This window comes from Jiangella mangrovi (assembly GCF_014204975.1).
Lineage (GTDB): Bacteria > Actinomycetota > Actinomycetes > Jiangellales > Jiangellaceae > Jiangella > Jiangella mangrovi.
Genome location: NZ_JACHMM010000001.1, coordinates 1,969,733 through 1,981,803 on the forward strand (window position 1 = coordinate 1,969,733; position 12,071 = coordinate 1,981,803).

At 74.5% G+C, this 12,071-nt stretch carries 12 protein-coding genes and 1 pseudogene; 10 read left to right on the top strand and 3 right to left on the bottom strand.

The features are described from left to right. Positions 1-35: 35 nt before the first annotated feature. The 7 genes from HD601_RS09135 to cobT are packed head-to-tail and all read left to right on the top strand — an operon-like array spanning position 36 to position 7,667. Positions 36-1,052 (top strand): FecCD family ABC transporter permease, encoded by a 1,017-nt coding sequence (locus HD601_RS09135; protein WP_184829636.1) that lies wholly within the window; start codon positions 36-38, stop codon positions 1,050-1,052. A gap of 5 nt (positions 1,053-1,057) precedes the next feature. Then, a complete protein-coding gene (locus tag HD601_RS09140) occupies positions 1,058-1,855 on the top strand; it encodes an ABC transporter ATP-binding protein (protein WP_184829638.1) in 798 nt (265 codons plus the stop codon). Beyond that, positions 1,852-2,826 carry a cobalamin biosynthesis protein gene (locus tag HD601_RS09145; RefSeq protein WP_184821199.1) on the top strand — a complete coding sequence of 325 codons (975 nt, stop codon included), beginning with the start codon at positions 1,852-1,854 and terminating at the stop codon, positions 2,824-2,826. Before HD601_RS09140 ends, HD601_RS09145 begins: the two co-directional genes overlap by 4 nt. Further along, on the top strand, positions 2,823-4,220 hold the full coding sequence (locus tag HD601_RS09150; RefSeq protein WP_184821201.1) for a cobyric acid synthase: 1,398 nt from the start codon (positions 2,823-2,825) through the stop codon (positions 4,218-4,220). Before HD601_RS09145 ends, HD601_RS09150 begins: the two co-directional genes overlap by 4 nt. Beyond that, complete coding sequence (gene cobS / locus HD601_RS09155; RefSeq protein ID WP_184821203.1) at positions 4,217-4,969, top strand: adenosylcobinamide-GDP ribazoletransferase; 753 nt, start codon at positions 4,217-4,219, stop codon at positions 4,967-4,969. The genes HD601_RS09150 and cobS overlap by 4 nt, the downstream gene beginning before the upstream one ends. Beyond that, the gene (gene cobC, locus HD601_RS09160; protein ID WP_184821205.1) at positions 4,966-6,597 is read left to right on the top strand and encodes an Rv2231c family histidinol phosphate aminotransferase CobC; all 1,632 of its coding nucleotides are present in this window, start codon (positions 4,966-4,968) and stop codon (positions 6,595-6,597) included. The genes cobS and cobC overlap by 4 nt, the downstream gene beginning before the upstream one ends. Further along, positions 6,594-7,667: a nicotinate-nucleotide--dimethylbenzimidazole phosphoribosyltransferase gene (gene cobT / locus HD601_RS09165; RefSeq protein ID WP_184821207.1), complete on the top strand. Its 1,074-nt coding sequence runs from the start codon at positions 6,594-6,596 to the stop codon at positions 7,665-7,667. Before cobC ends, cobT begins: the two co-directional genes overlap by 4 nt. Before the next feature lie 203 nt (positions 7,668-7,870). Here the strand turns inward: cobT and HD601_RS35565 are convergent. Beyond that, positions 7,871-8,116 (bottom strand): annotated as a pseudogene (locus HD601_RS35565) (DUF4439 domain-containing protein); the annotation flags it as partial. 118 nt (positions 8,117-8,234) lie between these two features. On the opposite strand from HD601_RS35565, the gene HD601_RS35570 reads away from it, so the two are divergent. Beyond that, a protein-coding gene (locus HD601_RS35570; RefSeq protein ID WP_425503383.1) for an IS5 family transposase occupies positions 8,235-9,141 on the top strand; the annotation gives its coding sequence in 2 pieces (ribosomal slippage) (positions 8,235-8,597 and positions 8,599-9,141; 906 coding nt in all). Here HD601_RS35570 and HD601_RS09180 read toward each other — a convergent pair. Continuing rightward, positions 9,138-9,899, bottom strand: coding sequence for a hypothetical protein (locus tag HD601_RS09180; RefSeq protein ID WP_184821209.1), 762 nt, complete (start codon positions 9,897-9,899; stop codon positions 9,138-9,140). The two genes, HD601_RS35570 and HD601_RS09180, sit on opposite strands and share 4 nt — an antisense overlap. A gap of 148 nt (positions 9,900-10,047) precedes the next feature. Between HD601_RS09180 and HD601_RS09185 the strand changes: the two genes are divergently transcribed. Together HD601_RS09185 and HD601_RS09190 are read left to right on the top strand one after the other, a co-directional pair. Further along, a complete protein-coding gene (locus tag HD601_RS09185) occupies positions 10,048-10,572 on the top strand; it encodes a peptidylprolyl isomerase (protein ID WP_184821211.1) in 525 nt (174 codons plus the stop codon). Between the two features lie 21 nt (positions 10,573-10,593). Then, positions 10,594-11,523 carry a rhomboid family intramembrane serine protease gene (locus HD601_RS09190; protein ID WP_184821213.1) on the top strand — a complete coding sequence of 310 codons (930 nt, stop codon included), beginning with the start codon at positions 10,594-10,596 and terminating at the stop codon, positions 11,521-11,523. 198 nt (positions 11,524-11,721) lie between these two features. On the opposite strand, the gene HD601_RS09195 is transcribed toward HD601_RS09190, so the two are convergent. Next, on the bottom strand, positions 11,722-11,979 hold the full coding sequence (locus HD601_RS09195) for a cell division protein CrgA (protein WP_184821215.1): 258 nt from the start codon (positions 11,977-11,979) through the stop codon (positions 11,722-11,724). Positions 11,980-12,071 lie beyond the last annotated feature (92 nt).

Here is a 12,071-nt window from a genome sequence, read left to right on the forward strand (position 1 = left end):
CGGACACCACAGCGCCGGGCGTCGCCACGCCGGCGTTGCGGCCGGTCCGGCTGCCCCGGCGCTGGCTGCTCGCGTCCCTCGCCGTGCTGCTGGCGGCGGTCCTGCTCGGCCTCACCGTGGGCCCGGCGGGACTGCCGCTGCGCGGCGTGCTGACCGAGATCGTCGACCTGGTGCCGGGCGTCGACCTGGCCGGCGGGCTCGACGACCGCCAGGCGGCGGTGCTCTGGCAGCTGCGCGCGCCACGGGTGGTCCTGGGGCTCCTGGTCGGCGCCATGCTGGCCATCGCCGGGGCCGGCTACCAGGGCGTGTTCCGCAACCCGCTGGCCGATCCGTACCTGCTGGGGGTGGCCGCCGGCGCCGGGCTCGGTGCGACGTTCGCCATCGTCTCGGGCGGCTCGCGCCTGCTGCTCCCGCTGGCGGCGTTCACCGGCGGCGTGCTGGGCGTGGCCGCCACCTACGCACTGGGGCGGGGGGTGGGCGGGCGGAGCACCAACTCGCTGATCCTGGCCGGCGTCGCGGTCGCGGCGTTCCTCACCGCCGTGCAGACCTTCGTCAACCAGCGCAACACCGACTCGCTGCGCGAGGTGTACGGCTGGATCCTCGGCCGGCTGCTCACCGCCGGCTGGGGCGAGGTGCTGACGGTGCTGCCGTACGTCGCGGTGTCGGCCGCGGTGCTGCTGGCGCACCGGCGGCTGCTCGACGTCCTCAGCGTCGGTCCGGACGAGGCCGGCACGCTGGGCGTCCCGGCCGCACGGGTCCGGCTGGTCGTGGTCCTGGCCGCGACGCTCGGCACGGCGGCGGCGGTGTCGGTCAGCGGGCTCATCGGCTTCGTCGGCATCGTCGTCCCGCACATCGTGCGCATGCTCGCCGGGTCGTCGTACCGCATCGTGCTGCCGCTGGCGGCGCTGGTGGGGGCGACGTTCCTGGTGGTCGCCGACCTCGTCGCCCGCACCGTCGTGTCGCCCGGCGAGCTGCCGGTCGGCGTGGTGACGGCGTTCGTCGGCGCCCCGTTCTTCACCCTCGTGCTCCGCAGCGCCCGGAGGACCTGGTGACCGCGCTGACCGTCGACGCCGTCGGCGTCACTCTGCTCGAGCGGCGGGTGGTCGACGGCGTCAGCCTCGCCGTCCCCGCGGGCACCTGGCTCACGCTGGTCGGGCCGAACGGCGCCGGCAAGTCGACGCTGCTGCGGGCGGTGTCCGGCGCGGTGGCGTTCGACGGCTCCATCGCGTTCGACGGTGTCGAGGTCGCCCGGCTGCGCTCCCGCGACCGCGCCCGCCTGGTCGCCGTCGTCCCGCAGGACCCGGCCCGCCCCGAGGGCATGACCGTCCTCGACTACGTGCTGCTCGGCCGTACGCCGTACATCCCGTACCTGGGGACGGAGTCGGCCGAGGACCTCGCGGTGGCCGGCGAGCTGCTCGACACGCTGGAGCTGCGGGCGCTGTCCGGGCGCCTGGTCACGGAGCTCTCCGGCGGCGAGTTCCAGCGCACCGTGCTGGCCCGGGCGCTGGCCCAGCAGGCGCCGGTGCTGCTGCTCGACGAGCCGACCAGCTCGCTCGACCTCGGCCACGCCCAGCAGGTGCTCGAGCTGGTCGACGAGCTGCGGGCCTCGCGCGGGCTGACGGTGGTCAGCGCCCTGCACGACCTCACCACGGCCGGGCAGTTCGCCGACCACCTGGTGCTGCTGGTCGACGGCCGGGTCGTGGCGCAGGGGTCGGCCCAGGAGGTGCTGACCGAGGACCTCATCTCCGCGCACTACGGCGCCCGGGTGCGGGTGCTGACCGACCCGCAGGGCGGTGTGGTCGTGGTGCCGCTGCGGCCCGGCCGCTCGGCCCGCGACATCGGCGGGGTCGCGTGAGCGCCGCGGCGGTGGTCGTCGCGGTGGCGCTGGACGCGGCGTTCCGGGAGCCGCCGCCGGCCGCGCATCCGGTCCGCTGGATCGGCCGGTACCTCTCCGCGGCCGGGCGGCCGGTGCCGGCGTCGCCGCCGGGTCCCGCGGTGCTGCGGGGCGGCCTGGCCTGGGCGCTCGGGGCGGCGACGGCGTACGGCGCGGGTTGGGCGGTGTCGCGGGCGGCGGCCCGGCTGCCGGGATCGGTGCGACCGGTGGTCGTCGGTGTGGCGCTCTGGCCGCTGTTCGCGCACCGGATGCTGCTCGACGAGGTCGCGGCGGTGGAGCGGGCACTGACCGACGGCGGGGTCGAGGCCGGGCGGGCCGCGGTGGCGCGGATCGTCAGCCGCGACGTCTCGGGCCTGACGGCGGACGAGGTCCGGCAGGCGGCGGTCGAGTCGCTGGGCGAGAACCTGTCCGACTCCGTCGTCGCACCGCTGTTCTGGTACGCGGTGGGCGGGCTGCCGGCGGCCGCGCTGTACCGGTTCGCCAACACCGCCGACGCCGTCTGGGGCTACCGCACGCCGCGCTGGAACCATGCCGGCCGGGTCGCCGCGCGCGCCGACGACCTGCTCAACCTGGCGCCGGCCCGGCTGACCGGCGTGCTGCTGGCCGGCCGCGGCGTGTCCTGGGACCGGCTGCGTACGGAGGCCGCGCTGACGCCGTCGCCGAACGCGGGCTGGCCCATGGCGGCGCTGGCCCTGCGGCTGGGGGTGCGGCTGGCCAAGCCGCGCGTCGACGCCGACCGCGAGGTCCTAGGCGGGGACGAGTGCCGCAAGGGAGAGGAAATCAGCGTCTACATCCTGGGTGACCCGGGCCGGACGGTGACCGCGGCGGACGCCCGGGCCGCGCTCCGGCTGGCGCGGACCCGTGGCTGGGCGGCGGCCGCCGCTGCCGCCGTCGTCGCCGGAATGCGGTCACGCCGCGGAGGCCGACGATGACCGCCGTCATGATCCAGGGCTGCACGAGCTGGGCGGGGAAGAGCCTGCTCACCACCGCGCTGTGCCGCTGGTACGCGCGGCAGGGGCTGAAGGTCGCGCCGTTCAAGGCGCAGAACATGTCGAACAACGCGCGGGTCGTCGACGGCGGCGAGATCGGCGTCGCGCAGTGGCTGCAGGCGCGCGCGGCCGGGGTCGAGCCCGAAGTGCGCATGAACCCCGTCCTGCTCAAGCCCGAGGCCGGGACCAGTCAGGTCGTCCGGCTCGGCCGGGTCGACGAGGAGCTGTCGCGGCGGCCGTGGCGCGACCGCAGCGAGGCGCTCTGGCCGACTGTCGAGGCCGCCCTGGCCGAACTGCTCGACGAGTACGACCTGGTCGTCGTCGAGGGCGCCGGCAGCCCGGCCGAGATCAACCTGGCCGCCAACGACATCGTGAACATGCGGGTCGCCGAGCGGGCCGCCGCACCCGTGCTGCTGGCCGTCGACATCGACCGCGGGGGCGCGTTCGCGCACCTCTACGGCACGTGGGCGCTGCTGCCACCGGAGCACCGGCAGCGGATCCGCGGCTTCGTGCTCAACCGGTTCCGCGGCGACGCGTCGCTGCTGCCTCCCGGGCCGCAGCAGCTGCAGGACCTGACCGGCGTCCCGACCGTCGGCGTCGTGCCGATGGTCCGGCACGACCTGCCCGACGAGGACGGCGCGGCGCTGCGGGCGCCGGCGCGCGGCGGACTGCCGCCGGTGGCGATCGTCCGTTATCCCGCGGCGTCCAACCTCGACGAGTTCGCGCTGCTCGAGCAGGTTGCGGACGTGCGCTGGGTGACGGCGCCGTGGCACCTGGACGGCGCGGCGACGGTGCTCCTGCCCGGGTCGAAGCACGTGTCGTCGGACCTGGAGTGGCTGCGGTCGACGGGCCTGTTCGCGGCCGTGCGGACCGCCGCCGGGCGGCCGGGGGTGCGGGTGCTCGGGGTGTGCGGCGGGCTGCAGCTGCTCGGCCGGCGGCTGGAGGACCCGCACGGGGTCGACGGCGCCGGCGAGGGCCTCGGCCTCCTGCCGCTGACGACGACGTTCGAGCCCGAGAAGCTGGTACGACGGCGGTCGCTGACGCTGCCGTCGTTGGACGGGCCGTGGGCCGGGTTGTCCGGGCTGGCGGTCGACGGCTACGAGATCCGGCAGGGCCGGACGGTCCTGGACGGCGACGGGTCGCAGCCGCTGGTGGTGTCGGCCGGGAACGTCGCGGGCTGGTACCTGCACGGGCTGTTCGAGGGTCCGGTCGTGCTCGAGGCGCTGTTCGGCGCCCGGCCGTCGCGCACGCTCGACGACACCTTCGAGCTGCTGGCCGACGTCGTGGACGAGCACGTCGACACCGCCGTCCTGCGCTCGCTGGCGGGGCTCTCGTGATCGGGGCGCTGCGGGCCGCGGTGGCCTTCCTGACCCGGCTGCCGGTCGGCTCCGGGCCGGTCGGCGACGCCGGCTTGGCCCGGGCCGGCGCCTGGTTCCCGCTGGTCGGAGCGCTGGTGGCCGGCGTGGGGCTGGCGGCGTGGTGGGCAGCGGACTGGCTGCTCGGGTCGTTGGCTGCCGCCGTGGTGGCGGTGCTGGCGACGGTGATCGTGACCGGCGCGCTGCACGAGGACGGGCTGGCCGACACCGCCGACGGCCTCTGGGGCGGGCGCTCACCGGAGCGGCGGCTCGAGATCATGCGCGACAGCCGGCTCGGCACGTACGGCGCCCTGGCGCTGGCCGGCGACCTGCTGCTGCGGGTGGCGGTGCTGGCGTCGGCCGCCGGCGGGTTGGCCGACGCCGCGCGGGTGCTGCTGGCCGGGCACGTCCTCGGGCGGGCGGCGCCGCTGGTGCTGGCGGCCTGGCTGCCGCCGGCGCGGACGGACGGCCAGGGGCAGCGGCTCGGCCGGCTGGGCGTGGCCGACGCCGTCGTGGCCGCGGTGACGGTCGTGGTCGTGATCGTGCTGGCGGGCGGCCTGTGGGCGCCCGTGCTGGTGGCGGCCGCGGCGATCCCGGTGCTCGGGCTGCGCCGGGCGGCCCGGCGGCGCATCGGCGGCGTCACCGGTGACGTGCTCGGCGCCTCGGCGGCGCTGGTGAACCTCGCGGTCGCGATCGCGGTCGCGGCCCTGCTGCGGGAGGACCTGCTGTGACATCGTCGACGCGGGCCGGACGGCTGACGCTGGTGCTGGGCGGGCAGAAGTCCGGCAAGTCCGGGCTGGCGGCCCGCCGGGCGTCGGCCAGCGGGCGGCCCGTAGTGGTCGTCGCGCCGGCGGTCGTCCGCGACGAGGAGTTCAAGGCGCGGGTCGAGCGGCACCGCGCCGACCGGCCGGCGCACTGGCGCACGCTCGAGACGTTCGACCTCGCCGGGGCGGTGGCGTCGGCCGGCGAAGGGGCGTTCGTGCTGGTCGACGCGCTGGACACCTGGCTGGCCGAGACCCTCGAGTCGGCCGGCGTCTTCGTCGGCGACGAGGTGCCCGACGCCGCGCTGCGGGCCGCCGCCGAGGACGGCGTCGTCGCCGCGCTGGCCGCGTTCACTGAGGCGATCGCCGCCCTGGACGTCGACGTGCTGGTCATCGCCGGTCAGCCGGGGCTCGGCGTGCACGCCGGTGGCCCCGGCGCCCGCCTCTACGTCGACGTGCACGGACGGGCCGTCCAGGCGCTCTCCGCCGCGGCCGACGAGGTCCTGCTGGTCATGGCCGGCCGTGTCGTCAGGCTCGAGCCGGACACGCCGTCGCCCGACGCCGTCGCCCCGGATGCCGCCCTGCTGCGTGAGCACGGCGACACCCAGGTGCCGCCCGGCGCCGTCGACCTCGCCGTCAACGTGCAGCCGGGCCCGCCGTCCTGGCTGGCCGACCGGTTCGCGGCCGCGGTGCGCGACCTCGCCGGCTATCCCGACGACCGCCGCGCCCGCGCCGCCGCGGCCGCCCGGCACGGCCGCCCGCCCGAGGAGTGCGTCGTGGTCGACGGCGCGGCGGAGGCGTTCTGGCTACTCGCCCAGGTGCTCCGGCCACGCCTGGCCGCCTGCGTGCACCCGTCGTTCACCGAGCCCGAGGCCGCCCTGCGCGCCGTCGGCACCGAGGTCGTGCGGGTCGGGCGCGACCCCGAGCGGGACTGGCAGCTGACGCCGTCGTCGATCCCCGAGGCGGCCGACCTGGTCGTGCTCGGGCGCCCGGACAACCCGACCGGCACCCTCGACGCCGCCGACACGGTCGCCGCGCTCGCGCGGCCGGGCCGCACCGTCGTCGTCGACGAGGCGTTCACGGAGTTCCTCGACGACGCCGGCGGCCTGGCCGGGCGCCGCGACCTGCCCGGCCTGGTCGCCGTGCGCAGCCTGACGAAGCTCTGGGGGCTGGCCGGGCTGCGGGTCGGCTACGTCGTCGGTCCGGCCCCGCTGCTCGCGCGCCTGACCGCCGCCCGGCAGCCCTGGAGCGTCAACACACTGGCCCTGACCGCGATCGAGGCACTGACGACGCCGGCCGCCGAGGACGAGCGGCGGGCCCGGGCGGCCGCGGTCGCGGAGCTGCGCAGCGGCCTGCTCGACGCGCTGCGGTCCGTCCCCGGGTTGCGCGTCTGGGACGCATCCGCCAACTTCGTGCTCATCCGGTCCGAGCGCCCGCGCCTGCGCGACCGGCTGCTGCGCCACGGGCTGGCCGCGCGTCGTGCCGACACGTTCCCCGGTCTGGACGATCGCTACGCACGGGTCGCCGTCCGCGACCGCGACACGAACGCGCGGCTGGTCGCCGCGCTGCACGCCATCGAGGAAGGGGGGTCGGCATGACGCCGACGGTCGAGGAGCTCATCGGATCGGTCACGGCGGTCGACGGGGCCGCCTTCGAGCAGGCGCGCGAGCGGCACGCCGGCCTGGCCAAGCCGCCGGGCAGCCTGGGCCGGCTCGAGGATCTCGGCGCGCAGCTGGCCGCCATCAGCGGGACCTGCCCGCCGCCGATCCCGGCCGCACCCGCCGTCGTCGTGGCCGCGGCCGACCACGGCGTGCACGCGCAGGGCGTCTCGGACTGGCCTCAGGAGGTCACCGCGGCCATGGTCGCCACCATCGCCGGCGGCGGCGCTGCGGTCAACGCGATCGCCCGCGCGGTGGGCGCCCGCGTGGTGGTGGCCGACGTCGGCACCCTGCGGCTGGGACCGGTGCCCGACGGCGTCCGCGACGAGCGGGTGCGCAGCGGCACGCGCGACCTCACCGTCGAGCCGGCCCTGACCGTCGACGAGTGCCGGTCGGCCATCCGGGCCGGCGCCCGGGTCGCGGCGGACCTCGTCGCCGGCGGCACCGACCTGCTGGTGACCGGCGAGGTCGGCATCGCGAACACGACGGCCTCGGCCTGCCTGCTGGCGGCGTTCACCGGCGCCGAGCCGGCCGAGGTGACCGGCAAGGGCGCCAACCTCGACCACGGCCGCACGCCGCACAAGGTCGACGTCGTCCGATCGGCGCTGGCCCGGCACCGGGCCGACACCGGCGTCGAGGCGCGTGGCGCACTCGGCACGCTCGCCTCACTCGGCGGACTGGAGCACGCGGCACTGGTGGGCGTCATGCTGGCCAGCGCCGCCGCACGCGTCCCCGTCGTCGTCGACGGCGTCATCACCGGCTCCGCCGCGCTGGCCGCCGTCGCCCTGTGCCCCGACGTGGCCGGCTACCTGGTGGCCGGACACACGTCGGCCGAGCCCGGCGGGCGCTCACTGCCCGATCGGCTCGGCCAATCCGCACTGCTGGACCTGCGGCTGCGCCTCGGCGAAGGCACCGGCGCGCTGCTGGCGGTTCCGCTGGTCCAGGCGGCGGCGCGCGTGCTCACCGACATGGTGACGCTCGCCGACGTGACGAAGAGCGCGTCGCCGTAGTCCCCGGCGCGCTGGGGCGGTGGTCCCGGCGGCGGAGGCGGGGTCGCTGGGCCTGCTTGGTCCTGGGTTGGGTGCGCGTCGTGGTCTGCCGTCACGTCGTGGTCTGGTGTCACGCGAAACGCTCCGGATCGGCCTCCGGGCGTGACTGGGGACCAGGACGTGACGACAGACCAGGAGGCAGGCGGTCGCCCAGTCCCGGGAAAGCCACCGGCGACCACCCCGCGCCAGCTCCTTGACGGCGGCGGCACCACTCCGCGGACCGCGAACTCGCGCGGCTCCGGCGTGTCGGCGGCGCCGACCAGGTCCGTGTACAACCCGCCGAGCCGCTCCTCCAGCAGCACCGCCAGCGACTGCGCCGACGCCTCGTCGGTGACGGGGGTGGGCAGCGCGGGCAGGCAACACGACGCACGCGTCGGCGGCGGTGCGTTCGCTTCGCGGCGGTGAAGCATGCCGCGCGCGCTCTGGACGACGGCTGCGGGAGCGCGGCCAGGTCGGCCACGCTCCCGTCGGTGGGCTCGCGCTGGTGGTTTAGAGCGTGTCTGACAAAGTTCCGGGATCGTGTCGGGGATGCTCGGGGTCGTGTCTCGGTTTCAGTTGCTCTCTGATGCGCAGTGGGCGTTGATCGCTGATCTTCTTCCGGCTCGTACGGGTCGGCGGTGGCGCCCGTTCTCCGACGCGCGGGCGATGGTGGAGGCGATCGTGTACCGGTATCGGTGTGGGATCGCCTGGCGGGACCTGCCGGGCGTGTTTGGGCCGTGGCAGACGGTGTGGACATGGCATCGGCGCCTGGCCGGCGACGGCACCTGGGACGCGGTGCTGGCCCGGTTGACCGCGGCAGCGGACCAGGCTGGGCAGCTGGGCTGGTCGGTGTCGGTGGATTCCACGATCGCTCGGGCTCATCAACACGCCACGAACATGAAACGCCTCGCGGGGGGCTGGGTCGAGTTACACGTTCTCGACCAGCGAGCCGCCTGACCACGGTCTGGGCCGCTCCCGCGGCGGGATGTCGACCAAGGTCCACCAGCTCGTCGACGGGCACGGACTGCCGTTGGTGATCGCGCTCAGCGCCGGCCAGGCCGGCGACTCGCCGGCATTGCTGCCGCTGCTGGGGCACCTGCAAGTGGCGCGCCCGGCCGGGCGGCCCAGGACCCGGCCCGACGCGCTGCGCGGGGACAAGGCGTACTCGTCTCGCGCGATCCGCGCCCACCTGCGCGCCCGCGGCATCAAGGCCGTGATCCCCGAACCCGCCGACCAGGCCGGGCACCGCAAACGACGCGGCTCACGCGGCGGACGCCCACCGGCGTTCGACCCGGACGACTACCGAGGCCGCAACGTCGTCGAACGCTCCTTCAACCAGCTCAAACAGTGGCGAGGACTGGCTACCCGGTTCGACAAGCTCGCCATCGTCTACCGCGCCGCCGTCGTCCTCAACGCCGTCATCTCCTGGACCCGACATTTATCAGACACGCTCTAGTTCTGGCTGCCGTCTAGGGTGCCTTGGCTGCTGTTGCTGGCGGCCGAGGCGGGCGCGGCCTTCTTGGCCGGTGCCGTCTTCTTGGCGGTGGCCTTCTTGGCCGGAGCGCTCTTCTTCGCCGGTGACGCCTTCTTGGCCGACTCCTTGTCGTCGCCGTCGGAGCTCGCCGCGGCCTTCTTCGCCGCCGCGGTGGAGCCGCCGGAGTTCGACGCGGGCTTGGGGTCGCCGGACGGCGCCGGCGCCCAAGGCCCCGTGGAGGGGTCGTAGGTGGTCCACTGGTCGGACTGCCCGCGACGGCGCACGACCGCGGCCAGCGCGGCGCCCGCGGCGGCGAACCCGCCCAGCACCATGCCGAACCGGCGGCGACGCTTCTTCTTGCGCTCCTTCTCGGCCTTCTCGGCGAGAGCCGCGGAGCGCTCGGACAGATCGTGCGCGCGCTCGGAGAACTTGTCCGCCGCGACGGCCAGCGAGTCGGCGACTCGCGGGACGACGTCGTGCAGCAGCGTCTCCTTGGCCTGGTTGGCGGCCGGGCCGACCTTCTCGCGCGCCGCCTGGACCTTCGGGCCCATCTTGTCCACCGCCGACTCGACCACCGGAGTCAGTCGCTCGCGCGCGGAGTCGACGACCGGTGTCGCGGCCTCGCGCGCACGCCGTCCGGCGTCGCGTGCGGCCTGGCGGGCCTGTTCCGCAGCATCCTGCGTGCGTACCTTCGCCTCGTCGGCGCGATTCTTCCGCCGGGTGCTGAATAGCCTGCTCACGTTGGGCCTCCCTTGTCGGATCGCGTGCAGGGCCCGTGTCCCCGTCGTGTCCCCCCTGATCTTGCCTTACCACCGACCGTATGCCGACACACGCCACGGCGTGCGAGGATGGAGCAAATAGAGGACATCGACAGCGAAAGGCTTACCCGTGGCCGACGAGCTTCATGCCACCCTGCACACCAACCGCGGCGACATCACCGTGGTCCTGCTCCCGAACCACGCGCCCAAGACGGTGCGCAACTTCGTCGAGCTCGCGCAGGGCGAGCGCGAATGGGTCAACCCGGAGACGGGCGAGAAGACCACCGACAAGCTGTACGACGGCACGGTCTTCCACCGCGTCATCTCCGGCTTCATGATCCAGGGCGGCGACCCGCTGGGCAACGGCATGGGCGGCCCGGGCTACGAGTTCGCCGACGAGTTCCACCCCGAGCTGGCGTTCAACAAGCCGTACCTGCTGGCCATGGCCAACGCCGGGCCGGGCACCAACGGCTCGCAGTTCTTCATCACCGTGGGTCAGACGCCGCACCTCAACCGGCGGCACACCATCTTCGGCGAGGTGGCCGACCAGAGCAGCCGCGACGTCGTCGACGCCATCGCCACCACCCCCACCGACCGTTCCGACCGGCCGCTCGAGCCCGTCGTCATCGAGTCGGTCACCGTCACCGGCGGCTGAGACCGAGAGCCGGCGTTCCTCATGACCGGAAATGCCGGCGGACCGGCCGAGCCGCCCGCCAGTGGCGGCTCGGCCGCACCGCCGACCTGTTACCGCCATCCCGACCGCGAGACCTACATCCGCTGCTCGCGGTGCGAGAAGCCGATCTGCCCCGACTGCATGATCGCCGCTCCGGTCGGCTACCAGTGCCCGCAGTGCGTGGCCGAGGGCCGCAGGGGCACCCGTCAGGCCCGGACGGCGCTGGGCGCGACGCGGCGCGAGGGCAACGGCAACATCGTCACGCTCACGCTCATCGGCATCAACGTCGTCATCTGGGTGATGGGCCTGGTCATCGGCGCACGTGGCGACTCGATCCTCGCCGACTACGCCCGCGCCAGCGGCACCAACGAGCTGGCCGCCCGGCTGGGCCTCGTCCTCGGCGACCCCTCCGACTCGTTCCGGTTCGGCATCGTCGACGGCGAGTGGTACCGCGTGCTCACGGCGACGTTCACTCACGTCAACGTCTTCCACATCGCGCTGAACATGCTGGCGCTGTACATGCTCGGCTCGTCGCTCGAGCCCGTGCTGGGCCGGTCCCGGTTCATCACCCTGTACCTGCTGTCGGGCCTCGGTGGCTCGGCGGCGTCGCTGCTCATGGTCTCCGACCCGTACGCCATCTCCATCGGCGCGTCGGGTGCGGTGTACGGCCTGTTCGGCGCGCTCTTCGTGGTCGCCCGCAAGCTCGGCGGCGACACCCGCAGCATCCTCGTGGTGCTGGCCCTCAACCTGGTGCTCAGCTTCACCATCTCGGGCATCGACTGGCGGGCCCACCTGGGCGGCCTGGCCATCGGCTCGGCGCTCGCGGCGGTCTACGCCTACGCGCCCAAGGAGCAACGCGGGCTCTGGGCGGTCATCGGCTCCACCAGCGCCGCCGCGGTCGTGGCGCTCGGCCTCGTGCTCGCCCTCGTCTGAGCCGGGGCCTCGTCCTCCGGACCGGCACCTGATCGTTCCCTCGGGAGCGATCAGGTGCGCCCTGCTGTCCACATTCCGATACCGCGCGCGGAGTTATCCACAGGGGTTATCCCCACTGGGGAAAATTACACGCGTGTAATCACAGCTGTGCAATAACCTGTGGACGACGGTGTCGCCGCAGGTCAGCGTATATTTCCGTCACTTCCAGCGGGTAGCGGTCATGAACCCGCCCGTGATCATGCCCATGCCGATCAACAGGTTCCAGCCGCCGAGGTCGTCGACAATGGGGATCTCGTCGCCGACGAGGTAGTAGACGACGATCCACACCAGTCCGAGGACGAGCAGCGTGATCATGGTCGGGACGACCCAGCGACCGGAGACCGACGGGTCCTTGAGCTCGCTCCGCTCCGGCGGGGTGTAGTCGTCGTCCTTGCGACGGCTGCGAGACTTGGGCACGGTCTGTTCCTCTCGGTCTTGGCTGGTAACGGTGGTGCTCGGCTAGCGTAGTCGTCAGCAGGCGCAGCGCCTACATCGCCGTTCGTACGTTT